This window comes from Kaistia geumhonensis, assembly GCF_030815145.1.
Lineage (GTDB): Bacteria > Pseudomonadota > Alphaproteobacteria > Rhizobiales > Kaistiaceae > Kaistia > Kaistia geumhonensis.
Genome location: NZ_JAUSWJ010000001.1, coordinates 117,953 through 143,570, shown reverse-complemented (window position 1 = coordinate 143,570; position 25,618 = coordinate 117,953). Strand labels below are relative to the sequence as shown.

Here is a 25,618-nt window from a genome sequence, read left to right as displayed (position 1 = left end):
ATGCGCGACCGGATGAACGTCTATTTCCCGCCCGAGATGCTCCGCCAGATCGCCGATCTCGCCGACCGCAAGAAGCTCTCCCGCTCCGCGATCGTCGAAGCGGCGGTTGCGTCGTTCCTGTCACCCGATGGCGCCGACAAGCGCGAGGCCGCGTTCGCGCGCCGCCTTGATCGGCTGTCGCGTCAGGTCCAGCGTCTCGAGCGCGACCTCGGCGTCACCGCAGAAACCCTCGCCCTGTTCGTCCGGTTCTGGCTGACGATCACGCCGCCTTTGCCGAACGATGCTCAGGCGTCAGCACAGGCCAAAGGGCGGGAACGCTATGAAGGCTTCATCGAGACGCTGGGGAGGCGCCTGCAGAAGGGGCAAAGCTTCTTGAGGGAGATTCCGGACGATATCAGCGGGGTGGACGCACAAGATGGCTAAGGTACCGTTCGGAACGGCTCATCCCAGGCGTTCAAGAAGCGTTCGGTAATCCTCAATGCCATGCTCTCGCATCGCCTCAATGGCTTCGACGCGAGTCCTTCGACCCAATTCAGTATCCTCGACGAAGCGCGTGCCCCTCAGTGCGGCGACATGAGCTGTATCCAGCCCATGATATTCCGCGCCGGCAATGACGGTCGCGAGGTACCAATCGAAAGGCCGCAATGTGTTGTCCAACGAGGTGCCAAGATAGCTGCTCGCCGGAACGCTGCTTCCCTCGATGGCGAAGGTGTCGTCGCGCCGGTAGCCATAGCCGACCCCCTCGTGCCGGTCCAACTGCTCTCGTTCGGCCAGATCAATCTCGAAAATGACTCCGGGCACGGCCGAATTCGGGTCGGTCACCAAGGTCGCTTTTCCTGAGCCGTCCTTACTCGCCTTCGAAAACGCAAGACTCCAGGCGCGTGCAACTCCCGTCCCTACGACCCTCGCAGACGGGCAGCGGCCAAGCAGGCGGGCCGGCAACATGTTGGAGCCATACGCGAAGTAGAGAAATGTCATTCGCCATTGCTCCCTTCGACATTCCCTCCATCGCGCTGTTGATTGGCCGAGCGGCCGGATTCCGCTACCGTCAGCGCGCAGCGCTCCGCTCGTTCGCGGACCATCGCGGCAAGACTTTCGATCGACGTCCGATCGAAGCCAGGGCGGACCAAATCGGCCGCAACCTCGCCTGTTCTCGCGATCACGCCCTTGCTGATCTCCGCGACCCGCCTGCGTATCAGCGGCAGGCCGACACCCGCGTCCGCCGCGAACGCTGCCCACCCCCTCGCGTCCAGTTCGGCAAGCGTCGCCCGTTTCCCAATCTTCATGGCGAATTTCGGCGAGAGATCGGGGTAGGCAACCGTTGCCAGCAAGTCGTAGAGCGGGGCGAGGCGTGGACCTTCGGCGTCATAGAGGATCGAGAAATTCTTGCCGTGGGCGTCGGCGTTCCCGGCGATCACATTGAAGATCACGGCATCGAGGAGCTTCAGCACATCCACAGCGGGCCTTGCGGCAACGCGGCGGAGCAGCGCGAAGCAATCCTTGAACGTAGGGCCGCCCTCGCTGGCGTACTTGGTCTCCGGCGGCACGCCGAGCGCTTGGCAGAAATCCTCCTGATGGATCCGGCGCACGAAGCCATCGTCGCCGGTGGCGCGGTCATAGCGCTGGACCAGCAGAAATGTTCGATCCTTGACGGTGCGCGCTTCCACCGGCGCGACATCGAGACCAATGGCGGCGGCAAGACGCATCACGAAGGCCTCGTTCTCGGTCGTGGCCGCAAACCGCGATATCGGAGGCTTCAGAATATGCGTCGTCGGCTGGCCCGGCGCAGGCAACGCCACAGCTTCATCCAGCAGAACCACCGGCACCTTCGATTGCGCGCCGGCGAGCGAGAGACGGAGGCCTTCCTCGCCTGCGAGCAGTGGGCGGACGGGCAGCGCGTCCAGAACCCGGATCAACCCTGCATCGTCAATCGGGGTTGGCCGTTGATCGGGGACAAGAGGGGCCGGACCTTCGCCGGGCGGCAGAAGCTGGAGCGCGCCCGCCACATCGCCGCCGAGGCGATCAAGAAGGGCGAAATCATTGGCGCGCGACACGCCAAGTGCCTGAGCCGCGGCATCGCGCTGGCTTTCCTCCGGCAGAAGACCGCCGAAAAACGGGCGGCACTCGCGACGGGTGAACGGCTCCGCCCGCTTGGGCAGCGAGGCGGACAAGGGCTGCGTCGCCTCATCACTCAGCCATTCCGGCGCGTAGGCAAAGCCGAGTTCACCGTGCTTGTCCTGCGTCAGCTGGCCTACCAGGCGCCCGTCCCACCAGATATCGAGGGTGCGCGTCATGCCTTGCGCGCTCCTTTGGTGTCGGGCGGCGGTGTGATATCGAGTGAGCATCCGAGCGCCGCCAGGACCTGAAGCGTCTTGCCGATCTGCGCGGTCGGCTTGCCGGCCTCGAGATCGACGATGAAGCGCAGGCCGACGCCCGCTGCACCCGCAAGCTCGTCCTGCCGCAGGCCAGCGGCCTTGCGGGTGGTTCGGACGATGTCGCCGATCTCGGCGGTGGTGAGGTTGCGTCTGGCCATGATATTTACCGAACGGGAAAGTATCATGGATTCCTGAAGAATGTCTATCAGAATTTCCCGCTCGGGAAAGCCTGCGCTTGGGGGTGGCTCCCGCACCTGAATTATTCCCGCTCGGGAAAATGGACTCATCGGAAGCCTCAGACGCTGCCGTGGCTCGACGCCGGTCCGCCGATCACCTGTCTTTCTTCGCCACAGTACGATGACCCCTTGAGCGTTGTTGCAACGCCCCAATTCCTGCCTTTCTTACTCATCCCCGATCCAGGGTCGCGCGTCGCGCGAGCCCGCAAGCGAAAGGGGACGACGTGGCGGTCAACCATCAGCAATCGGAAGCAGCCTCCCGCGGTGCACGCATGTTGCGCACCGCGCTGGGGCCTGCGGTCGCCCGATTCCTGGAAGACCCCGCGATCGTCGAGGTCATGCTCAACCCAGATGGGCGGCTCTGGATCGACCGGCTCTCTGACGGCCTGTCCGATACGGGAGAGCGACTTTCGGCAGCCGATGGCGAACGCATCATCCGCCTCGTCGCCCATCATGTCGGCGCCGAGGTGCATGACCGTAGCCCGCGCGTCTCGGCCGAGCTCCCCGAAACCGGCGAGCGCTTCGAAGGCCTGCTGCCGCCGGTCGTAACGGCACCGGTCTTCGCGATCCGCAAGCCCGCGGTCGCCGTCTTCACGCTCGACGACTATGTCGCCGCCGGCATCATGACGGCGGAGCAGGCCGTCATCCTCCGGCAGGCGGTCGCAGCGCGCGCCAACATCCTCGTCGCCGGCGGAACCAGCACCGGCAAGACCACGCTGACCAACGCCCTGCTGGCCGAGGTCGCGAAGACTACTGACCGCGTCATCGTCATCGAAGACACCCGCGAGCTGCAATGCAGGGCGCAGAACATCGTCGCCATGCGCACCAAGGACGGTGTCGCGACGCTGTCAGACCTGGTGCGCTCCTCGCTGCGGCTGCGGCCGGATCGGATCCCGATCGGTGAAGTGCGTGGGGCCGAGGCGCTCGATCTCCTGAAGGCCTGGGGCACCGGCCATCCCGGCGGGATCGGCACGATCCACGCCGGCACCGCACTCGGCGCGCTGCGCCGCCTCGAGCAGCTCATCCAGGAAGCTGTCGTCACCGTCCCCCGGGCGCTCATCGCCGAGACCATCGATCTGGTGGCCGTGCTCTCCGGCCGCGGCGCTGCGCGGCGTCTTGCCGAACTCGCCCGCGTCGAAGGGCTCGGGACGGACACCGACTACCGCCTTTCCCCCGCAACCCAGCCTCCCGACCCACAAGGAGAACCCGCATGATCCGACATATCGCGCGCGGCCATCAGCGCCTCGCGACCGCCGCCACGGCGTTGACCCTGAGCTTTCTTCTGGCGCCCGCCGCCCATGCATCGGGCTCCTCGATGCCCTGGGAAGCGCCACTGCAGTCCATCCTCCAGTCGATCGAGGGGCCAGTCGCCAAGATCATCGCGGTGATCATCATCATCGTCACCGGCCTGACGCTGGCATTCGGCGACACGAGCGGAGGATTTCGGCGCCTCATCCAGATCGTCTTCGGCCTGTCGATCGCCTTCGCGGCCTCCAGCTTCTTCCTGTCGTTCTTCTCGTTCGGCGGCGGGGCGCTCGTCTGATGGCGGGCCTCCTGAATCATCCCGATGAGGTCGCGGGCTTCTCGGTTCCGGTCCACCGCGCGCTGACCGAGCACATCCTGCTGGGCGGCGCACCGCGCAGCATCGCCATCATGAACGGCACACTCGCCGGCGCTGTCGGTCTCGGCTTGAGGCTATGGCTGGTCGGTCTCCTCATCTGGGCGATCGGCCATTTCGCCGCCGTCTGGGCAGCCAAGCGCGATCCGCTCTTTGTCGAAGTCGGCCGCCGGCATCTGCGTATTCCGGGCCATCTCACGGTCTGAGGCGTGGCCATGATGAACCTCGCCGAATACCGCCGCACCGCAACCCGCCTCGCTGATTTCCTGCCCTGGGCGGCGCTGGTCGGCGAAGGCGTCGTGCTCAACAAGGATGGCAGCTTCCAGCGCACCGCGCGCTTTCGCGGTCCCGATCTCGACTCAGCTGTGGCCGCCGAACTGGTGGCCGTCGCCAGTCGCCTCAACAACGCCTTCCGGCGTTTGGGGTCGGGCTGGGCGATCTTCGTCGAAGCGCAGCGTCACGAAGCCGCCTCCTATCCGGCAAGCCGCTTCGCGGACGCCGCCTCCGCCCTCGTCGATGCGGAGCGCAAGGCTGACTTCGAGGAAGCAGGCGCGCATTACGAGTCGAGCTACTTCCTGACTTTCCTGTATCTCCCGCCCGCCGAGGACGCCGCGCGGGCCGAACTCTGGCTCTACGAGGGTCGCCAACAGTCCGGCGTCGATCCCCATGAAGCCCTCGCGGCCTTCATTGACCGCACCAACCGTGTCCTCCAGCTCGTCGATGGCTTCATGCCGGAATGCCGTTGGCTCGATGACGCCGAGACCCTGACTTACCTGCACGCGACCATCTCAACGAAGCGCCACCGCGTCCGCGTGCCCGAAACGCCGATCTACCTCGATGCGCTTCTCGCCGACGAGCCGCTGACCGGCGGCCTCGAGCCGCAGCTCGGCGCGGCCCATTTGCGCGTGCTGACGATCAACGGCTTTCCGACGGCGACGACCCCAGGAATTCTCGACGATCTCAACCGGCTTGCCTTTCCCTATCGCTGGTCCACGCGGGCGATCCTTCTCGACAAGACGGACGCCACGAAGCTGCTGACGCGGATCCGGCGGCAGTGGTTCGCCAAGCGCAAATCCATCGCCGCGATCCTCAAGGAAGTGATGACCAACGAGGCATCGGCGCTCGTCGACACGGATGCTGCGAACAAGGCGGCCGATGCCGACATGGCCTTGCAGGAACTAGGAGCGGACTATGCCGGTCAGGCCTATGTGACCGCCACCGTCACCGTCTGGGACGCCGATCCGCGCACCGCCGACGAGAAGCTGCGCCTCGTCGAAAAGGTGATCCAGGGCCGCGACTTCACCGCGATGTCCGAGACCATCAACGCCGTCGATGCCTGGCTCGGGTCGCTGCCCGGCCACGTCTACGCCAACGTGCGGCAGCCACCGATCTCCACCCTGAACCTCGCCCACATGATTCCGCTCTCGGCGGTCTGGGCCGGGCCGGAACGGGACGAACATTTCGGTGCGCCGCCACTGCTTTACGGCAAGACGGAGGGCAGCACGCCGTTTCGCTTTTCGCTGCATGTCGGCGACGTCGGCCACACGCTGGTGGTCGGACCGACAGGCGCGGGCAAGTCTGTGTTGCTCGCGCTCATCGCGCTTCAGTTCCGGCGCTATCCGGACGCCCAAGTCTTCGCCTTCGACTTCGGCGGCTCGATCCGCGCGGCAGCGCTCGCGATGGGAGGCGATTGGCACGACCTCGGTGGCAGCCTGACGGACGGCGCTACGGCGTCTGTGTCCCTTCAGCCGCTCGCCCGCATTCATGAGACTCATGAGCGTGCCTGGGCAGCAGACTGGGTCGCGGCGATCCTTGCCCGCGAGGGCGTCACGATCACGCCGGAGGTCAAGGAACATCTCTGGACCACGCTGACCTCGCTTGCCTCCGCACCGATCCCGGAGCGCACGTTGACGGGCCTCGCCGTCCTTCTCCAGTCGAACGATCTCAAGCAGGCGCTGCGACCCTATTGCGTGGGCGGTGCCTATGGACGGCTGCTGGATGCCGAAGGCGAGCAGCTGGGGGACGCTGCAGTCCAGGCCTTTGAAACCGAGGGGCTGATCGGCGGCGGCGCGGCGCCGGCGGTCCTCGCCTATCTCTTCCATCGGATCGGCGACCGTTTGGATGGACGGCCCACGCTCCTGATTGTCGACGAAGGCTGGCTCGCGCTCGACGACGAGGGCTTCGCGGCGCAACTGCGCGAATGGCTGAAGACGCTGCGCAAGAAGAACGCGTCCGTTGTCTTCGCCACGCAGTCGTTGGCCGACATCGATGGGAGCGCGATCGCTCCGGCCATCATCGAAAGCTGCCAGACCCGCCTGTTGCTGCCGAACGAACGCGCGATCGAACCGCAGATCACCGCGATCTACCGGCGCTTCGGCTTGAACGACCGGCAAATCGAAATCCTCAGCCAGGCCACGCCCAAGCGCGACTATTACTGCCAGTCGCGGCGCGGCAACCGGCTGTTCGAGCTGGGGCTCTCCGAAGTCGCCCTCGCGCTCTGCGCGGCATCTTCGAAAACCGATCAGGCCGCGATCGAGGCGATCCTCGCCGAGCATGGCCGCGACGGCTTCCTGCCCGCCTGGCTGCGCGCCCGCGATGTCGGATGGGCTGCCGATCTCATCCCCGACCTCACCAACCTGGAGCCCAAGCCATGATGATCCGACGCTCTCGCGCGGCGCTGTTCGCCGCAACCATCCTGTCGCTGCCCGTCGCCTTCTCGCCGGTGTTCGTCACCCCGGCAGCGGCGCAGTGGATCGTCTATGATCCGACCAACTACGTCCAAAATGTCCTATCGGCCGCGCGGGCGCTCGAGCAGATCAACAACCAGATCCAGAGCCTCCAGAACGAAGCGCAGATGCTGATCAACCAGGCCCGCAACCTCGCGAGCCTGCCCTATTCCTCCCTTCAGCAGCTCCAGCAATCGGTGCAGCGCACGCAAGCGCTGCTGGGTCAGGCACAGCGCATCGCCTTCGACGTGCAGCAGATCGATCAGGCCTTCCAAAGCCAGTACGGCAACATCTCGCTGTCGACTTCGGATCAGAGGCTCGTCTCCGATGCCCGATCGCGCTGGCAGAACACGGTCGGCGGCCTTCAGGACGCGCTGCGCGTGCAGGCCGGTGTCGTCGGCAACATCGACACCAACCGCGCCGAGATGGCGGCTCTGATCGGGCAGAGCCAGGGTGCGACCGGCGCGCTTCAGGCAACCCAGGCTGGCAACCAGTTGCTCGCATTGCAGGCGCAACAACTCGCAGACCTGGTCGCCGAGGTCGCTGCAAACGGCCGGGCGCAGGCACTTGTCGATGCCGAGCGCGCCGCAGCCGCCGAACAAGGCCGTGAACAGCGCCGCCGGTTCCTGACGCCCGGCTCCGGCTATCAGCCCGGCAACGCCCGGATGTTCCCGAACGGCAACTGAGGGCAGCGGGATGGACAGCAAAACGCTGGCTCGGGTGAGCGCAATCATCTTCGTCTCCGTCGCTATCACGGCAACGGCAATCGAAATGACCCGGAAGGAGGAAAAGCCAGCGGTTCGCCCGACGCCCGTTCTTGAGGAGGCGCCGGACCCGTTGCGCGAGGGCCAGCGCCGCTGCCAGCAGATGGGGGAAGCCGCGGCCAGGGACAGCGAGTGTCTGCGCATCTGGGCCGAAACTCGCGACCGTTTCCTTGGCACCCGCACCGCGCCGCAACGCGCCGACGAAGGGCGTTGAACCATGGGCGGCAGCGGCGTCATCGACAATTTCCTCGGGGTCTTCACCTCCTACATCGACAGCGGGTTCGGTCTGCTCGGCGGCGAGGTAGCGTTCATCGCGACGACGCTGATCGTCATCGACGTCACGCTGGCCGCCCTGTTCTGGAGCTGGGGCGCGGACGACGACATCATCGCGCGTCTGGTGAAGAAGACGCTGTTTGTGGGCGTCTTCGCCTACATCATCGGCAACTGGAACAACCTCGCGCGGATCGTCTTCGAAAGCTTCGCCGGCCTCGGACTGCAGGCGTCTGGCACGGGGTTTTCCATCCAGGACCTGATGCGTCCGGGCCGGGTTGCGCAGACGGGCCTCGATGCCGCGAGGCCGCTGCTCGAATCCATCTCAAACCTGATGGGCTGGATCGCCTTCTTCGAAAACTTCATCCAGATCGCCTGCTTGCTCTTCGCCTGGGCGCTGGTGCTGCTCGCCTTCTTCATCCTCGCCATCCAGCTCTTCATCACGCTGATCGAGTTCAAGCTGACCACGTTGGCCGGCTTCGTCCTGATCCCGTTCGGCCTGTTCGGAAAGACCGCCTTCATGGCCGAACGCGTGCTGGGCAATGTCATCTCGTCTGGGATCAAGGTGCTGGTGCTCGCCGTCATCATCGGCATCGGCTCGACTCTGTTCAGCCAGTTCACGGCAGGCTTCGGCGGGCAGCCACCGACGATCGACGACGCAATGGCCGTCGTATTGGCGGCGCTGTCGCTTCTCGGTCTCGGCATCTTCGGTCCGGGTATCGCCAACGGCATCGTTTCCGGCGGCCCGCAACTTGGCGCAGGCTCCGCCATCGGCACCGGCCTCGTCGCGGGCGGCGCAGCCATGGCTGCCGGCGGCGCGGCCGGGCTCGCCCTGCGCGGTGGCGCCAGCGCCATTTCCGGCGGCGCCGCCGCCGTGCGCGGTGGAGCCAGCGCGGCGGGAGCCGCCTCCGCAGCCTACAGTCTCGGTTCCCTCGGCCAGTCGGGCGCCGCCGGCGTCGCTTCAGGCCTCGGTGGCGTCGCACGAGCGGCCGGCGGCGCGGCAGCCTCTCCGCTGCGCCGGGCGGCGCAAAGCGTTCGCTCGAGCTTCACCGACGGCGTCAAAAGCGGCTTCGGCGCCACCGGCGGCACCTCGAGCATGGGAACGGTCGCGAATGATGCCGGTTCGGCCGCACCGGCAGCCACAGGCTCGGCCGCCAGCCCGCCGGCGTGGGCGCAGCGCATGCGGCGTGGGCAGACCATGAGCCACGGCGTCACGCTCGCGGCACACGCGATCCGATCGGGCGACAGCCATGGCGGCGGCTCTTCCATCAATCTCTCCGGAGGCGACCGCACATGAGCTTCTTCAAGCGACCCGCAACCCACTATGGCAAGACGCCTGAGCCCGAGACGCCGTATCAGCGCGCCGCGCAGATCTGGGACGATCGGATCGGCTCGGCGCGTGTCCAGGCCCGAAACTGGCGGCTCATGGCCTTCGGCTGCCTGATTCTCTCCGCCGGCTTCGCCGCTGCGCTGGTCTGGCAGTCGGCGCGAGGGACCATCGTCCCGTGGGTGGTCCAGGTCGACAATCTCGGCCAGGCGCAGGCGGTCGCGCCAGCGCAGGCCGACTACCGCCCGACCGACCCGCAAGTGGCCTGGCATCTGGCGCGGTTTATCGAGCAGGTCCGCTCGATCCCCGCAGACGCCATCGTCGTGCGGCAGAATTGGCTTCGCGCCTACGAGTTCACGACCGATCGCGGCGCGGCGGCCCTCAACGACTTCGCCCGCGCCAACGATCCGTTCACCCGCGTCGGGAAGCAGCAGGTATCGATCGAGGTGTCGAGCGTGATCCGCGCGTCGCCTGATAGCTTCCGCGTCGCCTGGACCGAACGCCAGTACGAGAACGGCCAGCTCTCCACGACACAGCGCTGGACGGCCATCCTGACCATCGTAATCCAACCCCCGCGCGATGCAGAGCGGCTGCGGGCCAATCCGCTCGGGATCTACGTCAACGCCATCAACTGGTCGCGGGAGATGGGGCAATGAGAGATCATCTCCGCCGACCCGCGAGCCGTGGCGTCCGCCTATCAGGCTCTGCGCTTTTACTGATTTCCGGATTGACGCTGGCCGGCTGCGCGACCAACCAACCGCCGCAGATCAGTTATGACGCCGATGTACCGCCGCTTCCCCCGGTGCCGGCTGCCGTCACGGAGGCGCCCCCTAGGCCGCTTCACACACCGCCCGCCTGGACACCCGCGCGCGGTGGTGCTGCCGCAGGGACCCCAGCGGGCCGCGTTGAGAATGCCAATGCCGCCGCGCGCGTCGAGCCACGTCGCGAGGGCTACTTCAACTCGATCCAGATCTATCCCTGGAGCGAGGGCGCGCTCTATCAAGTCTATGCCGCTCCCGGGCAGATCACCAACATCGCGCTGGAACCCGGCGAAAGCCTGACTGGCGCCGGCCCGATTGCTGCGGGTGACACGGCGCGCTGGATCATCGGTGACACCGAGAGCGGCTCGGGCATCACGCGCCGCGTCCATGTTCTCGTAAAGCCGACACGGCCAGACATCACGACTAATCTGGTCATCACCACTGACCGGCGCATCTACATGATCGAGCTGCGCTCGGGCGAACGCCCCTATATGCCGGCCGTCGCCTGGGCCTATCCGCCGTCGCCCGCCTCGCAGAGACAGGCGGTGCCCGCAACGCCAGTGATCCCGGCCGTTGCGGTACGGAACTATCGTTACGGCCTCACGGGAGACACGCCGCCGTGGCGGCCAATCTCGGTCTACGACGACGGGCGTCGCGTCTATGTCGAGTTTCCGCGCGGGATCGTTCAGGGCGAGATGCCACCGCTCTTCGTGATCGGCGCCGATGGCGAACCGCAGATTGCCAACAGCCGGATTCACCAGAACATCCTGATCGTCGACCGCTTGTTCGGCGCCGCCGAGCTCCGTCTCGGCAGCGGCGAGCGCCAGCAGACGGTCCGGATCGTTCGCACCGATGGGAGGCACGCGTCATGAGCGAGCGCGACACGCAGAGCGGTGCCGACGCACCGCTGGTTGGCACACAGCCCGGCGACGCCGCTGCGCCCATGCGGCTGCGCGGCGAACCGCCCCGGGTCACCCGACTGTCGCGCAAGGTGCTGGGCGGTGTCAGCCTCGTCGCCGCCCTCGGGATCGGTGGTGCGCTCATCTATGCGCTTCAGACACGCAACATCGGCCCTGGCAGTGAGGAGCTCTACTCCACGCAGAACCGGCGAACCGCGGATGGGCTCGCCGGCCTACCACGCAACTATACCGGTCCGGTGCTCGGGCCTCCGCTGCCCGGGGATCTGGGGCGCCCCATCCTCGATGCGCAGAATCGTGGTCAGCCCGTCACGCCGCCGATGGCGGCAGCGCCCACCGTCGATCCGGTCGAGCAGCGCAGGCGCGCGGAAGAAGAAGCTGCCCGAACGAGCCACGTCTTCTTCCAGACGGAGGCGCGCGTCGCAGCTCCGATTGCGACAGTTGGCGGACCGGGCAGCCCGAGCCTCGCCGGGCTGGGCCTTCCGGGCCAGCAAGGCGCACCGACGGCGCAGGATCGCCAGCTCGCATTCCTGAATGCGGGCGTGGACCGCCGCACCGTCTCGCCCGATCGCGTGATGGCTCCGGCATCGCCCTATGTGCTTCAGACCGGCGCCGTCATCGCCGCGGCCCTCATCACGGGCATCCGATCCGACCTGCCGGGCCAGATCACCGCGCAGGTCACGGAGCATGTCTACGACAGCCCCACCGGGCGCATCCTGCTCGTCCCGCAGGGCACGCGGCTGATCGGCGAGTACAGCAACGACGTCGGCTTCGGTCAGCGCCGGGTGCTGCTGGTCTGGAAGCGGCTCATTCTGCCGAACGGCCGTTCGATTGTCCTGGAACGTCAACCCGGAGCCGACGCGCAAGGCTATGCGGGTCTGCAGGATGGCGTCGATTATCACTGGTGGGATCTCGCCAAGGCTGCCGGCCTGTCGACCCTGCTGTCGGTCGGCGCCGAACTCGCTGTTGACGATCAGGATCGGCTGCTCCGAGCGATCCGCAACGGTGCACAAGACACGATCAACCACGCCGGCCAGCAGATCATCCGTCGGCAGCTCAATGTCGCGCCGACCCTGACGATCAGACCGGGGTTCCCCGTGCGTGTCATCGTCACCCGCGACCTCGTGCTCGAACCTTATGGAGGGTTGTGATGACCAAGCTGAAGCTCGGCCCGATCATCGACGACAAGCCGGTGAAAGTGACGATTGAACTCCCTGCGCAGTTGCATCGCGACCTCGTCGCCTACGCCGCAGCACTCGGCCGCGAACAAGGCCAGACCATCGGCGACCCGACAAAGCTGATCGTGCCCATGCTCGAGCGCTTCATTGCAACCGATCGGGGGTTCGCCCGCGCGCGCCGCGATAGCGGTCAGCACGCACCTCGCGCCGCAGCTCATGGCGGATGAGGCGCTGGCGGACGAACCTCGCCTGGTCCTTCTCTGAGAAGGACTTCGACAATGTCAGCAGATGTTCGAGATCCCTGTGGAGAGTCCCACGCGAATGGACCGCGCCATAGCGAAGCATGGCGTCCTCAATCGGACGGAAGGTGACGCCGGATAGGCCAGAACGGACATGAGCGCTGCCCGCGATGGTGACGCCGCCGCCGTGGGCGACGATCTGCATCAACGACTCTCGCGTCACAGACAACTGCTCGACGTGCAGTGCATTACGCGGAACCTGGAGTTGCCGCTCGAGATACGCCTTCGCGAAATCGCCCGTCACCAGGTCAGTCACCACGAAGAGGCGACCGCGCAGCTCGCACCATCGAATTGCCTTCTGGTCGGCGAGCGGGTCACCTTCCGGCATGGCCAGGTAGACGGGTTCTTCCCACAGATGGGTGATGGCATAGCCCTGCCCAGGCGAAGCCTCGGCTACAACACCGATATCCAACTGCCCGCGCCGCACGGCCGCGATGAGGTCAGGCGTGCTCGCTTCGCTGAAGCGCAGGCGGGTGCCCGGCCTGTCGCACCGAAAGGCGCCGAAGAGTTCCGGCAGAAACCCCATGGTCAGTGGCCCGAAGACGCCAACCGTGAGATATCGCCCTTTCGCCGCCCCGGTCCGCGCGCGTGCGAGTGCCGAACCGATCTGATGTGCGCCGGGGCTGGCTTGGTGCAGAAACTGCCTGCCAATGTCCGTCAGGTCGACGCCGGCAGGATGACGGCGGAAGAGCTGGGCCCCGATCTCATCCTCGACATCGCGGATGCGGCGGCTGATCGCCGACTGCTCGACGCCGAGATCTTGTGCCGCGCGCCGGAAGCTCCCCCTTTCCGCGGCAGCGATGATATAGCGCACATGGCGCAGCTCGATCTTCGATCTCGGCACGATGGTTCCCCATTATGCAAAGGTCTTTGCAAACGTCGCCCCGTCAGCCCCCGAGAACTGTTCCGATCAGATTATGGGTCGTCTCCGTCTCCTCGCTACCGCCGCCCACGAAATCCTTAAGCGTTGCACCCGCTATTGTTGATACGGCGCTTGCGAACGTCCGGATCGCGTCTTGGTCGGTGCGACCAGTAAATGGTGCGTGATCTGAACAGCGCAATTACGGCGCGGGACGCCTGCGGCGAGTCGTGCAGACTCTGTGGGCTGACGGATGTCCGGCCGCGCTGTCAGGACTGAAAATGCCCCGCCGATTTCTACGCCAGAGCCCGAAATTGCCGCACGCCACTCGGGAGGGACTTCCGGCATCGGCACCTATCGTTCTCAATCGCCAGCGACAGCCGCGAAGGAGATTAGTTATGGGTCAGAGCGAGCCTTTGGAGATCAGGAGGACCATCCGGCGGCACCAACTGCGCGAGATGGTGCCCCTGGCCGACAGCACAATCTACGAGATGGAGCAGCGCGGTGAATTTCCACGCCGCTTCGCGCTGTCGCCGCGCTGCATCGTCTGGGATCTCGCAGAGGTCCACGCCTGGTTGCTGGCGCGGCGCGCGAAGCCGATCCAGCGCGCACAGCACCCCGACGTGACCAAGCGCAAGTCCCGCCCGGTCAAAGGGCAGGATCGAGCGCGATAGGCGGCATGACTGTCGGCAGCAGCGTGGGAACATACTTCCGGCCCTCGACCCACGCATCGACGGTGTCGGCCCATTCCTGCATCATGTGACGACGCTGAACCTCATATTCCGCCTTGTTGTACACGCCGCGAGATGAACGCCCGTCCTCGTGCGCCAGGCACTTTTCGATCCAGTCGCGGTTGAAGCCCAACTCATTGAGCAGCGTCGAGCCTGTGCGGCGCAGATCATGCACGGTGAATGGCTCCAGCGGCAGCCCTTCCTTCTTGGCCTGTTCGACGACAGCGTAGGTGACCCGGTTGAAGGTCGCCCGCGACATCGGCGCGTCCGCGTCGTAACGGGACGGCAGCAGATACCTTGAATTGCCAGCGCAGGTCTTGAGCGCGATCATGATGTCTAGGGTCTGCCGGCACAGGTAGACATTGTGCGGCTTCGACCGCTTCATGCGCTCCTTCGGGATCGTCCAAACGGCGTTCTCGAAATCCACCTCATCCCAGACCGCGTCCTGCAATTCGCTCTTCCGGACCATGGTGAGGAGGTAGAGCTTCATGCCGAGACGGATCGTCGGCAGCGTCGCGACATGCTCGAGCTGCTTGAGCATGATGCGGATCTCGGTCGGCGACAGCGCCCTGTCCTTCGGCGTAAAGGTGGCGATCGAGGCAGGACCAACGTCATCGGCCGGGTTCGCGACCTTTTCGCCGTGGAGAATGGCGAAGGCGTAGATCTGCTTCAGGATATCCCGCACATGGATGGCCGTCGCCGGCGCGCCCCGTTCCACGATCTTGGCGCAGTGGGCGCGCAGGTCGTCAGGCGTGATCTCGGTCAGCAAACGGTTTCGCCAGACGGGCTTGAGTTCACGCTCGAAGATCGCGCGGCGCATGGCTCGTGTGCTGTCGGCCATCGGGGCGCCCGTCAGCCACTTCTCGCCGAACTCGCCGAAGCTCTTAGCCTCCTTGATCCGGCGCTTCTCCCGCTGCTTCTCGATGGCGGGGGACCGCCCCTCGGCGATCATCCGTTTCGCGTCCAGGCACAGTTCGCGCGCCCGGGCAAGTGTGATCCCATCTCGGGCATACTTGCCGAGATGGACCGTCTCCCGCCTGCCGTTCAGCCGGTAGTCGAGCCGGAACGAGATGCCGCCTGTCGGAGCGACGCGCACATACATGCCGTCACGATCGGTCACCTTGTACATTTTGGCTTTTGGTTTCAGGTACTTGAGTACTGCGTCCGTCAACATTTGGGCCTCCTCGCGGAAAAAGGACCGTCACGCGGTTTTTGGAGGCGTCAGGCGGAGAAATATGATTAATTTCAGCGTATTAGGCTGAAAAAAGTACCGTCATTTGCCTCGGTCGCTCTGACGGTACTTTCGATTTTCCGGATGATCAACGGGGGGCGGGTCCGTCACCAGACCCGACAGACGCGTTCTATGCCCACCGATAGACCTCGATAGGCCTCGGCTCAATTATTTTTGCTTTTCAGTGTGTTAGAGCGTATTCTGGCGTAGTTTCGGATACCCTCGGATGGGCAAAAATTATTCCCACTCGATGGTTCCCGGAGGCTTCGAGGTCACGTCGTATACGACGCGGTTGATGCCCTTGACCTCGTTGATGATGCGGGTTGCCGCGTTGGCGAGGAAGGTCATGTCGAAGTGGTAGAAGTCGGCCGTCATGCCGTCGACCGAGGTGACCGCGCGCAACGCGCAGACGGAATCGTAAGTGCGGCCGTCGCCCATGACGCCAACGGTCTGAACCGGGAGCAGCACCGCGAAAGCCTGCCAGATCGTGTCGTAGAGGCCAGCCTTGCGGATCTCGTCGAGATAGATCGCATCGGCCTTGCGGAGGATGTCGAGCTTCTCGCGCGTGATGCCGCCGGGGCAGCGAATGGCAAGGCCGGGACCGGGGAAGGGGTGGCGGCCGACGAAGAAATCCGGCAGGCCGAGTTCGCGCCCGAGCGCGCGCACCTCGTCCTTGAAAAGCTCGCGCAGCGGCTCGACCAGCTTCATGTTCATGCGCGCCGGCAGGCCGCCGACATTGTGGTGCGACTTGATCGTCACGGAAGGGCCGCCCGAGAACGAGACGCTCTCGATGACGTCGGGGTAGAGCGTCCCCTGAGCAAGGAACTGCGGTGCGCCGCGCCCGTCGGCGGCGATCTTCCTCGCCTCCGCCTCGAACACATCAATGAACAGTCGGCCGATGATCTTGCGCTTCGTCTCGGGGTCGCTGACTCCCTCGAGCTCACCGATGAAGAGATCGGACGCGTCGACATGGACGAGCGGGATGTTGAAATGCTCGCGGAACAGCGAAACGACCTGCTCGCTCTCGCCGAGCCGCATCAGTCCGTGATCGACATAGACGCAGGTGAGCTGCTCGCCGATCGCCTCATGGATGAGCACGGCCGCGACGGCGGAATCGACACCGCCTGACAGCGCGCAGAGCACCCTGCCCTCGCCCACCTGCGCGCGGATCTTCGCGATCATTTCGGCGCGGTAGGCGGCCATGGTCCAATCGGATTTGAGGCCGACGACATGATGCACGAAATTGGCGAGAAGCTTGCCGCCATCCGGCGTATGCAGCACCTCGGGATGGAACTGGACGCCGTAGAGGCGCCGGCGCTCGTCGGCGATCGCGGCGAAGGGTGCGCCCTCCGACACGGCGATGACCTCGAAGCCCTGCGGAATGGCCGTGATCCTGTCGCCATGGCTCATCCAGACCTGATGGCGGCTCCCCGGCTCCCACAGCCCCTCGAAGAGCGCCGAATTCCTCTTCACCTCGATGAAAGCACGGCCGAACTCGCGGTGATGGCCCGTCTCGACCGCGCCGCCGAGCTGCGCACTCATGGTCTGCTCGCCATAGCAGATGCCGAGCACGGGAATTTCGGCTTCGAAAATCGCATCCGGCGCCCGCGGCGAGCCGATATCGACGGTGCTTGCCGGGCTGCCTGAGAGGATGACGCCCTTCGGTTTCAGCCGCTCGAACGCCTCCTCCGCCTTCTGGAACGGATGGATCTCACAATAGACGCCAGTCTCCCGAAGCCGCCGCGCGATGAGCTGCGTCACCTGGGACCCGAAATCGACGATGAGAATGGTGTCGGTCATGAGCGTTCCGGTCGAGGAGTGGATGGCTTCCGGTTAAGGGATCGGCGCGGCGACTGCAATTGAAACACGAAGGCCGGCGCGGGGCCGGCCTTCGCGGAAGTGATTTCAGGGCGACGTCGTCGACGCACCCGGCGCAGCGGGCTGGGGCGCTGCCGGCGCGCCCGCCCAGCTCGGGAACGCGGCGCAACCCTCCGGCGCCGAGATCGGGCCGAAGCGCTCCTTGAGCTTGTCGCAGGCGAACTGGCGCGCCTGATCGGGCATGTATTTGTTGATGGCGACGCCGAAGCGGTCATTCGGGTCAGCGGCGGCGAAGACATAATAGGCCCAGTAGCCGCCGACGACGATGATCGCGAGGACGATGAGCCGGACAAGCCCGCGCATGAGGAACTCCGTTTCTGGAAGTCGATAGTGCCCCGCCCTTCTAGAAGGGCGACGGCATGGTGTCGAGGCGAGCTTCAGCTGCGCAGTGTCATCACCGAGACGAAGAAGCCGTCGGTACCGCTTCGAAGCGGCGTCATCATCAGCCCCTGCGGCAGCAAGGTGACGGCCTCTCCGAGGACCACCATGGCCTCGGCCTCATAGGCGGCGACGACCGAAGCCGGATCGACGACCGAGAAGCCCGGATGCCGATCGAGGAAGGCGGCGATCTGGTCGCCATTTTCCGATGGCAGCAGCGAGCAGGTGATGTAGGCGAGACGGCCGCCGGGCCTGACGTAGCGCGCCGCCTGGTCGAGCACTGCGACCTGGTCCTTGATCCGCTCGGCGAGACTGCCCGGCCGGATGCGCCATTTTGCGTCGGGATTGCGCCGCCAGGTGCCGGTCCCGGTGCAGGGCGCATCGACGAGGACGAGATCCATCCGGTGCTCGAGGTCGTCGAGGACATCCGTGTTCGGCTTCGGCGCGCGCACCTGCACGTTGCGGATGCCGGCGCGGGCGAGGCGGTCGTGGATCGGGGCGAGCCGCCGGCGATCGGAATCATAGGCGAAGATCTGGCCGTGATTGCCCATGGCCGCGGCCATGGCGAGCGTCTTGCCGCCACCGCCGGCGCAGATGTCGAGCACCTGCATGCCCGGCCGCGCGCCGGCAAACTCCGCTGCGAGCTGGCTGCCGAGATCCTGGATCTCGATATGGCCCTTCAGGAAGCTCTCGGTGGAGGCGATATGCGGCTCGCCGCGCTCCGGCTCGACGGGAAGGCGCAGGCAGAGCGGCGCCAGCGCCGGACGCTCGGGCTGCCGGCCGAGCTCGGACGCAAGCTCGCGGGCGGCGCGGTCGGCGTCGCATTTGAGCGTGTTGACGCGCAGGTCGAGCGGCGCCACCTCGGCCATCGCCCGCATTTCGGCGACGGTCGTCTCGCCGAGAACGCGGCCGAGTTCATCCGCCAGCCATTCCGGATAATCGCCGCGCACAGGGTCCGGCGCGGCGGCGAGCCGATCCTCGGCGAGCGCGGCGCGCTCCTCGGCCGATAGCGGCTCCGGCGCGAACCGTTCTCCTGAGATCTGGCGCTCGATCCCGGCGACGTCGAGCCCGCGATGGGTGCGCATGAGGCCGAGCATCACGGCACGCCCGTCCTCGCCGCCGGCTGCCCAAGCGGCGGAAGCGCGGTGGCGAAGCGCATCGAAGACGAGATCGCCGATCGCCCGGCGGTCCTTCGATCCGGCGAAGCGATGCGCCAGTCCCCAGTCCTTCAGCGCATCGGCGACGGGACGGCGTCGCGAAAACACATCGTCGAGAACCTCGATGGCAGCGGAGATGCGGGCAACTGGCGTCATTCGGTCAAATAATCCCTGCCGCCGTCACCACGGATAGGCGGCCATCACGAGGAGCCCGCCGACCACGAGGCCGTGCACGAGCACATGGTTGATCTCCTGGGCTTGGGCCGGACCCGCGAGCTTCCAGAAATCATGCACCATCGCCGTCGCGGCGATGACGAAGAGCGCCATGGCGAGGAAGGTCGCCCGCGGCGCCAAGCCGGCGACCGCCGCGGCGCCGAGAGCGATCTCGATCACCCCGCCGGCGATGGCTACGAAAAGCGGCAGCGGGATCTTCTTCGCGGCGAGAAGACCGGAGACGGGCTGGCGCGCCATCAGGAGCCGCACCCCGATGACCACGAAGAGAAAGCCGACGATGACACGTCCGGCGAACGCCAGTGCGGTTGTCTCCAGCATTCGTCCCCCCGCCGAACCCTAGATCAGCCGGACCGCGAGATCGATCCAGAGCGCCACCACTATCAGAAAGCCCGCGGCGAAGCTCGCATGGCGGAGCATCAGGGCGTTGGAAAAGATCGCAACGAGATGCACGGCGCGCGTCGCCACGAACAGCCAGGCCAGAGCCAGTTCCAGGATCGAGACGCCGTCGATCAGGAAGAGAAAGCCGATCACGACGAAGAAAAGGACCGGCAACTCGAACTGGTTGGCCACTGCGCGGCGGCCGGCGGCGGATTCGGGCGGCTCGCTGCCCGGCGCGAAATCCGTGTCGCGGACAGCCCCGGAACGGACCGCACCGGAGCGCGCCATGCCGAGCCGGACATAGGCGAGGAAGATGAGCGCGGCCTGAACAATGGCCGGCCAAAAAATGACAGTTTTCAACATAATTCAATCACCCGATGCCCGGATAGTTCGGGCTCTCGCGCGTGATCGTCACGTCATGCGTATGGCTCTCGCGCAGACCCGCGGTCGAAATGCGGATGAAGCGCGCCCGTTCCCGGAAGGTCTCGAGATTCTCCGCGCCGACATAGCCCATGGCGGCGCGCAGACCGCCGGCGAGCTGATGGAGGACGCCGCCGACCGGACCCTTGTAGGGGACCTGCCCTTCGATGCCCTCCGGCACGAGCTTCAGGGTGTCGCGCACCTCGGCCTGGAAGTAGCGGTCGGCCGAGCCGCGGGCCATCGCGCCGACCGATCCCATGCCGCGATAGGCTTTGAACGAGCGGCCCTGATGGAGATAGACCTCGCCGGGGCTCTCCTCGGTGCCGGCCAGGAGAGAACCGATCATCGCGCAGCGGGCACCGGCCGCGAGCGCCTTGGCGAGATCGCCCGAATATTTGATGCCGCCATCGGCGATGACGGGAACATCGGCGCCCTCGGCGGCGGCGACCGCCTCCATGATCGCGGTCAGCTGCGGCACGCCGACGCCGGCGACGACGCGCGTCGTGCAGATCGAGCCGGGGCCGATGCCGATCTTCACCGCATCGGCACCCGCGTCGATCAGCGCGCGGGTACCATCCGCGGTGGCGACGTTGCCGGCGATGATCTGGACGCGGTTGGAGAGCTTCTTCACCCGCTCGACGGCGTCGAGCACGCGCTGCGAATGACCATGGGCGGTGTCGACCACGATGAGGTCGACGCCGGCATCGATGAGCCGCTCCGACCGCTCGATCCCCTGCTCGCCCACCGTCGTCGCGGCGGCGACGCGCAGCCGCCCCTGCTCGTCCTTGGCGGCGTTCGGGTGGAGCTGCGTCTTCTCCATGTCCTTGACGGTGATGAGGCCGACGCAGCGATAGGCTTCGTCGACGACGAGCAGCTTCTCGATACGATGCTTGTGCAGCAGGCGCTTCGCCTCAGCCTGGCTGACGCCTTCCTTCACCGTGATGAGATTCTCGCGCGTCATCAGCTCGTAGACGCGCTGGCCGGGATTGGAGGCGAAGCGGACGTCGCGATTGGTGAGGATGCCGACGAGGCGGCCGGGCGTCGCGGTCCCCTCCACGACCGGAATGCCGGAGATCCGATGCGCCTTCATCAGCGCCAGCGCCTCGGCGAGCGTGGCGTCGGGCCCGATGGTCAGCGGGTTCACGACCATGCCCGATTCGAACTTCTTGACCTGACGGACTTCCTCGGCCTGCTGCTCGGGCGAGAGATTGCGGTGAATGACGCCGAGGCCGCCGGCCTGCGCCATCGCGATGGCGAGGCGGGCCTCGGTGACGGTGTCCATCGCCGAGGAGATGATCGGGATGTTGAGCTCGATCTGGCGGGTCAGACGGGTGCGGATATCGACCTCGCCCGGCATGACAAAGGAATGTCCGGGCTGAAGCAGCACGTCGTCGAAGGTCAGCGCCTCGCGGCCGGTGGAGAGTTCGACGATCTGGGCCATGCCAACGCTTCCCTTCGAGATGCAGCGAACCGGCCGGCGGCTCGGCGAGCCATCGGCGGGCGGGGGAGGAAAATGAGGTTGGCGCGTGCCATTAGCATGACAGACCTGCGCTGGGAAGCGCGCAGGTGGCGCCAATTGCGCAGTGCTGCCATGCGGCGCGCGGATGCGGCCGCGCGGGCGGGCCTCAGCGAACGACGGTGAGCCGTTCGGCGGCGCGGGTGATGCCGGTATAGAGCCAGCGGCTGCCATGGTCGCGGAAGGCCCAGCTCTCGTCGAAGAGGACGATGTCGTCCCATTGCGAGCCCTGGGCCTTGTGGACGGTCAGCGCATAGCCGTAGTCGAATTCGTCGGAGGCGCGGCGCTGGGCATAGGCGAGGCTCTCGCCGCCATTCTCGAAGAAGTCGGGATGCACGGCGACCTTGACCGCCTTGTTCCCGGGATCCTCCTCCGGCACGACGTCGAGCCTCAGCAACGTCTTGCGCGGCGCACCGAGCCGGCTCACCGTCCAGGTGCCACCGTTGAGCAGACCCTTCTGCTTGTCGTTCCTGAGACAGACGAGCTTGTCGCCGACGGCCGGCATCGGCGAGAGCAGGCCCTTCAGCTCGCGGATGCGCTGGTTGTAGGCGCGGCGCGTCTTGTTCGTCCCGACAAGCACCTGGTCGCTTTCGAGGATCTGCGCCGCGTCGATGTCGCGGCGGCCGATGATGCGGCTTTCCCCATAGCTGCCAAGGGCGAGCGGCCTCCCCTCGCGCACATCCATCGAGAGGCGGATGATCGGATTGTCCTGAGCCTGGCGGTGCACCTCGGTCAGCATCGCGTCGGGCTCGGCCTCGGTGAAGAAGCCGCCGCCCTTGACCGGCGGCAGCTGCGCCGGATCGCCGAGCACGAGAACGGGCGTCCCGAAGGAGAGGAGATCGCGGCCGAGTTCCTCGTCCACCATCGAGCATTCGTCGATGATGATCAGCTCCACCTCGGAAGCGGCGCTGTCGTGATTGATCGCGAAGACCGGCTGCTCCTCGTCCTCGCCGGCGCGCGGCCGATAGATGAGGCTGTGGATGGTGCCGGCGCCCTCGCAGCCCTTGGAGCGCAGCACATGCGCCGCCTTGCCGGTGAAGGCCGCGAAGGCGACCTTGCCGTCGATGTCCTCGGCGATGTGCTTGGCGAGCGTCGTCTTGCCGGTCCCGGCGAAGCCGAACAGGCGGAACACCGGCGAATCGCCGCGACGCAGCCACTCGGCGACGGCGCGGAGAGCATCTTCCTGCTGCGGCGACCAGCGCATGGGAGCGGCCTCTTCACCAATGACGGACGATCGGGCGGCGCGGCCCGGCGCCGCGCGAAGCGGTCAACTACCCGATTCCGGCGCCCGGGTGACAGCAAAATGTGGCATCGGCGCAACATCCGGAAGGACAACGGCGATCATGGCCGAACCAAGGCGGTCCTGCCTTCGTTTAGGCCTATGCGTCGACCAGACAGGATCGACGCCGCCCCGCTCGCCGGCCGGCCGGACATGTTGCCGATTTGCCATCCACCCGCATTTTCGCGGGCGACCGGCCGGTTGGTTACCATTCCTATGATATGGCGAACGAAAATGGCGGAGATGGTCGTCGCGCACGCTGCGCCGGCGCCAATCCGGATCAGGAAGTCCATGCTTAGTCGAAAGGGTCAGGCTTTGAACGAAACGAAGCCTCGCGAGACGACTGGAAGGCTCAGCCGTCGCAGTTTCATGATCGGTTTGCCGATCGCTCTGGCCGGGTGCCAATCCGTCGACATGTCGTCCCCGGTCGCGACGCCCGTCGCCGGCCCGGTCCTCGACCAGGGATGGGCGCAGATGTACGCCGCGATCGATACGGAGCCGTTCCCGGTTCCGGCGGTCAACATCTCGAAGATGGACACCCAGTTCCTGCGCCAGGTGGTGAACGTGCCGCCGGAAATCGCGGCCGAGCCGGGCACCATCGTCATCGATCCCTACAATCATTTCCTCTATCTCGTCTTCGAGAACGGCACCGCCATCCGCTACGGCGTCGGCGTCGGCCGGCAGGGCTTCGCCTGGTCGGGCGATGCGAGCATCCGCGCCAAGCGCGAATGGCCGATGTGGCATCCCCCGAAGGAAATGCAGGCACGCGATCCGGAAGCCGCCAAGTGGCCCGACGGCATGCCGGGCGGGCCCGGCAATCCGCTCGGCGCGCGCGCGATGTATCTCTATCAGGGCAAGGTCGACACGCTCTATCGCATCCACGGCACGACGCAGCCCTGGTCGATCGGCAAGTCGCTGTCCTCCGGCTGTATCCGCCTGATCAACCAGGACATCATCGACCTCTACAGCCGCGTGCCGCTCGGCACCCGCGTGCGCGTGCTCGGCGACGCCCAGCCCGATCCGCAGGCGGTCTACAACAGCCAGGGCGGCGCGGTTCCCGACCCGACACCGCCGCGCACCTCGGCGAACGGCTTGCCGCCCTATCGCAATGCCGGCTGACCGACGCTCACAGCGTTAACGCATCATGGGCCTCCGCTTGCGGAGGCCCTTCTTTTTTCAGGGCTTTCGACGATCGGCGGTTGATCCGCGCCGGCGATGGCTCCACCTTGGCCGAGGATCCCCGCAGCGCGACAGAAGAGGACCGTCGACCCTTGCCCCACTACACGCCGCTGATCGCGACGATCGTTGTTGGCCTCGTCCTGGCCTTCATACTCGGGGTCATCGCGCATCGGCTGAAGATATCCCCCCTCGTGGGATATCTGCTTGCGGGCGTACTGGTCGGGCCGTCGACTCCGGGTTTCGTCGCAGACCAGAAGCTCGCCAACGAACTCGCGGAGATCGGCGTCATCCTGCTGATGTTCGGCGTCGGGCTGCATTTCTCGCTGAAGGACCTGATGTCGGTGAAGGCGATCGCCGTGCCCGGCGCGGTGGTGCAGATCGGCGTTGCCACCGCGCTCGGCATCGCGCTCGGCTGGACCGTCGGATGGCCGATCGCCGGCGGCCTCGTGTTCGGCCTCGCCCTGTCCGTCGCCAGTACGGTCGTGCTGCTGCGCGCCTTGCAGGAGCGGCGGCTCATGGAGACCGATCGCGGCCGCATCGCCGTCGGATGGCTCATCGTCGAGGATCTCGCGATGGTGCTGACGCTGGTGATGCTGCCGGCGCTGGCGGAGATTCTGACCGGCGGCAATGTCCCCGCCTCGGGCCTTGCCGGGTCGAGCGGCTTCGGCCTCGTCGGCATCCTGGCGCTCACGATCGGCAAGGTCGTGGCCTTCGTCGCCTTCATGCTGATCGTCGGCCGCCGGATCATCCCCTGGGCGCTGCACTACGTTGCCCACACCGGATCGCGCGAACTGTTCCGCCTCGCGGTGCTCGCGATCGCGCTCGGCGTGGCGTTCGGCGCAGCCGTCCTCTTCGGCGTCTCCTTCGCGCTCGGCGCCTTCTTCGCCGGCATGATCCTCAGCGAATCGCAATTGTCGCAGCGCGCCGCCGAGGAGACTCTGCCGCTGCGCGACGCCTTCGCCGTGCTGTTCTTCGTCTCGGTCGGCATGCTGTTCGACCCGCATATCGTGATGAAAGAGCCGCTGCTCCTCATCGGGACGCTGGCGATCATCCTGATCGGCAAGTCGATCGCGGCGTTCCTGATCGTGAAGGCGTTCCGCTATCCGACCTCGACGGCGCTGACGATCTCGGCCAGCCTTGCGCAGATCGGCGAATTCTCCTTCATCCTGGCCGCGCTCGGGGTCGATCTCGGCCTGCTCAGCGAGACGGGCCGCGACCTGATCCTTGCTGGAGCAATCCTCTCCATCCTTTTGAACCCGCTGATGTTCACGCTGGCGCGGCTCCTCATCGCCCGGGCCGCCAAGGCCGAGCCGGCGGCTGCGGGCCCGGCCATGGCGGCACCGGCTCCGCACGCGGAAGAGGAGCTGAAGCCGACGACGCTGTCAGGCCATTCCGTCGTGATCGGCTATGGCCGCGTCGGCCACATCGTCGCCGAGGGATTGCGAAAGGCCAGCCGGCCCTATCTCGTGATCGACAACGACGAGGCGCGGGCCCGCGAGGCGCGCGCCGACGGCGCCGAAGTGATCTCGGGCAATGCCGTCTCCGCCGAGATCATGACCGCCGCCAATGTCGCGGGCGCGTCGCATCTGCTGGTCGCCGTGCCCGATGCCTTCGAGGCCGGCCAGATCGTTTCCAAGGCGCGCGCGCTCAACACCCGCATGCAGATCATCGCGCGCGGCAGGTCCGACGCGGAGGTCAAGCATCTGGTCGATCGCGGCGCCAATTTCGCGATCATGGGCGAGCGGGAGATCGCGCTCGGCATGCTCGCCTCCGTCTCGGGCGATCCGGCGCCGCGTCCCACAATGGTTGTCGTTGGCGCCGACGCCGCGGCGACGGGGGCAGTTTGACGTTTCACCGGCAGGACGGTGCCCTGGCGTCTTCACGCTGACAGGACCAGCCTGTAGGCT

27 protein-coding genes are annotated in these 25,618 nt (G+C 66.3%); 15 read left to right on the top strand and 12 right to left on the bottom strand.

Annotated elements, in window-relative coordinates; all coding sequences use genetic code 11:
* On the top strand, positions 1-423 hold the full coding sequence (locus QO015_RS00740) for a CopG family transcriptional regulator (RefSeq protein WP_094472262.1): 423 nt from the start codon (positions 1-3) through the stop codon (positions 421-423).
* A gap of 18 nt (positions 424-441) precedes the next feature.
* Here the strand turns inward: QO015_RS00740 and QO015_RS00735 are convergent, their stop codons facing one another.
* The 3 genes from QO015_RS00735 to QO015_RS00725 are packed head-to-tail and all read right to left on the bottom strand — an operon-like array spanning position 442 to position 2,533.
* The gene (locus QO015_RS00735; RefSeq protein WP_209351227.1) at positions 442-978 is read right to left on the bottom strand and encodes a gamma-glutamylcyclotransferase family protein; all 537 of its coding nucleotides are present in this window, start codon (positions 976-978) and stop codon (positions 442-444) included.
* Positions 975-2,294 carry a type II toxin-antitoxin system HipA family toxin gene (locus tag QO015_RS00730; RefSeq protein WP_266282129.1) on the bottom strand — a complete coding sequence of 440 codons (1,320 nt, stop codon included), beginning with the start codon at positions 2,292-2,294 and terminating at the stop codon, positions 975-977. The genes QO015_RS00735 and QO015_RS00730 overlap by 4 nt, the downstream gene beginning before the upstream one ends.
* On the bottom strand, positions 2,291-2,533 hold the full coding sequence (locus QO015_RS00725; RefSeq protein WP_094472265.1) for a helix-turn-helix transcriptional regulator: 243 nt from the start codon (positions 2,531-2,533) through the stop codon (positions 2,291-2,293). Before QO015_RS00725 ends, QO015_RS00730 begins: the two co-directional genes overlap by 4 nt.
* 302 nt (positions 2,534-2,835) lie before the next feature.
* Here QO015_RS00725 and trbB point away from each other — a divergent pair, with 302 nt between their 5' ends.
* From trbB to QO015_RS00670, 11 genes are read left to right on the top strand one after another with little or no spacing between them, the layout of a single operon-like run.
* Complete coding sequence (gene trbB, locus QO015_RS00720) at positions 2,836-3,825, top strand: P-type conjugative transfer ATPase TrbB (RefSeq protein WP_266282130.1); 990 nt, start codon at positions 2,836-2,838, stop codon at positions 3,823-3,825.
* On the top strand, positions 3,822-4,154 hold the full coding sequence (locus QO015_RS00715; RefSeq protein ID WP_035599872.1) for a TrbC/VirB2 family type IV secretion system protein: 333 nt from the start codon (positions 3,822-3,824) through the stop codon (positions 4,152-4,154). Before trbB ends, QO015_RS00715 begins: the two co-directional genes overlap by 4 nt.
* The gene (locus QO015_RS00710) at positions 4,154-4,435 is read left to right on the top strand and encodes a VirB3 family type IV secretion system protein (RefSeq protein WP_266282132.1); all 282 of its coding nucleotides are present in this window, start codon (positions 4,154-4,156) and stop codon (positions 4,433-4,435) included. The genes QO015_RS00715 and QO015_RS00710 overlap by 1 nt, the downstream gene beginning before the upstream one ends.
* A gap of 9 nt (positions 4,436-4,444) precedes the next feature.
* Positions 4,445-6,883 carry a conjugal transfer protein TrbE gene (gene trbE, locus QO015_RS00705; RefSeq protein ID WP_266282530.1) on the top strand — a complete coding sequence of 813 codons (2,439 nt, stop codon included), beginning with the start codon at positions 4,445-4,447 and terminating at the stop codon, positions 6,881-6,883.
* Positions 6,880-7,641: a P-type conjugative transfer protein TrbJ gene (trbJ, locus tag QO015_RS00700; RefSeq protein ID WP_266282133.1), complete on the top strand. Its 762-nt coding sequence runs from the start codon at positions 6,880-6,882 to the stop codon at positions 7,639-7,641. Before trbE ends, trbJ begins: the two co-directional genes overlap by 4 nt.
* 10 nt (positions 7,642-7,651) lie before the next feature.
* Positions 7,652-7,933: a putative entry exclusion protein TrbK-alt gene (gene trbK-alt / locus QO015_RS00695; protein ID WP_266282134.1), complete on the top strand. Its 282-nt coding sequence runs from the start codon at positions 7,652-7,654 to the stop codon at positions 7,931-7,933.
* A 3-nt stretch (positions 7,934-7,936) separates the two neighbouring features.
* On the top strand, positions 7,937-9,286 hold the full coding sequence (gene trbL / locus QO015_RS00690) for a P-type conjugative transfer protein TrbL (protein WP_266282135.1): 1,350 nt from the start codon (positions 7,937-7,939) through the stop codon (positions 9,284-9,286).
* Positions 9,283-9,972: a conjugal transfer protein TrbF gene (trbF, locus tag QO015_RS00685; protein WP_209351220.1), complete on the top strand. Its 690-nt coding sequence runs from the start codon at positions 9,283-9,285 to the stop codon at positions 9,970-9,972. The genes trbL and trbF overlap by 4 nt, the downstream gene beginning before the upstream one ends.
* The gene (gene trbG / locus QO015_RS00680) at positions 9,969-10,949 is read left to right on the top strand and encodes a P-type conjugative transfer protein TrbG (protein WP_266282138.1); all 981 of its coding nucleotides are present in this window, start codon (positions 9,969-9,971) and stop codon (positions 10,947-10,949) included. The genes trbF and trbG overlap by 4 nt, the downstream gene beginning before the upstream one ends.
* Positions 10,946-12,145 carry a TraB/TrbI/VirB10 family type IV secretion system protein gene (locus QO015_RS00675; protein ID WP_266282140.1) on the top strand — a complete coding sequence of 400 codons (1,200 nt, stop codon included), beginning with the start codon at positions 10,946-10,948 and terminating at the stop codon, positions 12,143-12,145. Before trbG ends, QO015_RS00675 begins: the two co-directional genes overlap by 4 nt.
* The gene (locus QO015_RS00670) at positions 12,145-12,399 is read left to right on the top strand and encodes a DUF2274 domain-containing protein (protein ID WP_266282142.1); all 255 of its coding nucleotides are present in this window, start codon (positions 12,145-12,147) and stop codon (positions 12,397-12,399) included. Before QO015_RS00675 ends, QO015_RS00670 begins: the two co-directional genes overlap by 1 nt.
* Here the strand turns inward: QO015_RS00670 and QO015_RS00665 are convergent.
* Positions 12,317-13,315 carry a LysR family transcriptional regulator gene (locus tag QO015_RS00665; protein WP_266282143.1) on the bottom strand — a complete coding sequence of 333 codons (999 nt, stop codon included), beginning with the start codon at positions 13,313-13,315 and terminating at the stop codon, positions 12,317-12,319. The two genes, QO015_RS00670 and QO015_RS00665, sit on opposite strands and share 83 nt — an antisense overlap.
* A 413-nt stretch (positions 13,316-13,728) precedes the next feature.
* On the opposite strand from QO015_RS00665, the gene QO015_RS00660 reads away from it, so the two are divergent.
* Positions 13,729-14,004 (top strand): helix-turn-helix transcriptional regulator, encoded by a 276-nt coding sequence (locus tag QO015_RS00660; protein WP_094475218.1) that lies wholly within the window; start codon positions 13,729-13,731, stop codon positions 14,002-14,004.
* On the opposite strand, the gene QO015_RS00655 is transcribed toward QO015_RS00660, so the two are convergent.
* The 8 genes from QO015_RS00655 to QO015_RS00620 all read right to left on the bottom strand — a co-directional run bounded on the left by QO015_RS00655 (position 13,979) and on the right by QO015_RS00620 (position 22,457).
* A complete protein-coding gene (locus QO015_RS00655; RefSeq protein WP_266282144.1) occupies positions 13,979-15,235 on the bottom strand; it encodes a tyrosine-type recombinase/integrase in 1,257 nt (418 codons plus the stop codon). The two genes, QO015_RS00660 and QO015_RS00655, sit on opposite strands and share 26 nt — an antisense overlap.
* A gap of 294 nt (positions 15,236-15,529) precedes the next feature.
* Positions 15,530-17,092, bottom strand: a complete 1,563-nt coding sequence (guaA, locus tag QO015_RS00650; protein WP_266282145.1) for a glutamine-hydrolyzing GMP synthase — start codon at positions 17,090-17,092, stop codon at positions 15,530-15,532.
* A gap of 105 nt (positions 17,093-17,197) precedes the next feature.
* Positions 17,198-17,473: a hypothetical protein gene (locus QO015_RS00645; protein ID WP_266282146.1), complete on the bottom strand. Its 276-nt coding sequence runs from the start codon at positions 17,471-17,473 to the stop codon at positions 17,198-17,200.
* 74 nt (positions 17,474-17,547) lie between these two features.
* On the bottom strand, positions 17,548-18,861 hold the full coding sequence (locus QO015_RS00640; RefSeq protein ID WP_266282148.1) for an RsmB/NOP family class I SAM-dependent RNA methyltransferase: 1,314 nt from the start codon (positions 18,859-18,861) through the stop codon (positions 17,548-17,550).
* Positions 18,862-18,885: 24 nt separating this feature from the next.
* Positions 18,886-19,257, bottom strand: a complete 372-nt coding sequence (locus QO015_RS00635) for a DoxX family membrane protein (RefSeq protein WP_266282150.1) — start codon at positions 19,255-19,257, stop codon at positions 18,886-18,888.
* An 18-nt stretch (positions 19,258-19,275) separates the two neighbouring features.
* Positions 19,276-19,680 carry an MAPEG family protein gene (locus QO015_RS00630; RefSeq protein ID WP_266282152.1) on the bottom strand — a complete coding sequence of 135 codons (405 nt, stop codon included), beginning with the start codon at positions 19,678-19,680 and terminating at the stop codon, positions 19,276-19,278.
* 7 nt (positions 19,681-19,687) lie between these two features.
* Complete coding sequence (guaB, locus tag QO015_RS00625; protein ID WP_266282154.1) at positions 19,688-21,178, bottom strand: IMP dehydrogenase; 1,491 nt, start codon at positions 21,176-21,178, stop codon at positions 19,688-19,690.
* A gap of 184 nt (positions 21,179-21,362) precedes the next feature.
* The gene (locus QO015_RS00620; protein WP_266282156.1) at positions 21,363-22,457 is read right to left on the bottom strand and encodes an ATP-dependent DNA helicase; all 1,095 of its coding nucleotides are present in this window, start codon (positions 22,455-22,457) and stop codon (positions 21,363-21,365) included.
* Positions 22,458-22,946: 489 nt separating this feature from the next.
* Here QO015_RS00620 and QO015_RS00615 point away from each other — a divergent pair, with 489 nt between their 5' ends.
* A complete protein-coding gene (locus QO015_RS00615; RefSeq protein ID WP_307288007.1) occupies positions 22,947-23,651 on the top strand; it encodes a L,D-transpeptidase in 705 nt (234 codons plus the stop codon).
* 152 nt (positions 23,652-23,803) lie between these two features.
* Entirely contained in the window at positions 23,804-25,558 is a 1,755-nt protein-coding gene (gene ybaL / locus QO015_RS00610) for a YbaL family putative K(+) efflux transporter (protein WP_266282159.1), read from the top strand.
* The last annotated feature ends 60 nt before the right edge of the window (positions 25,559-25,618 follow it).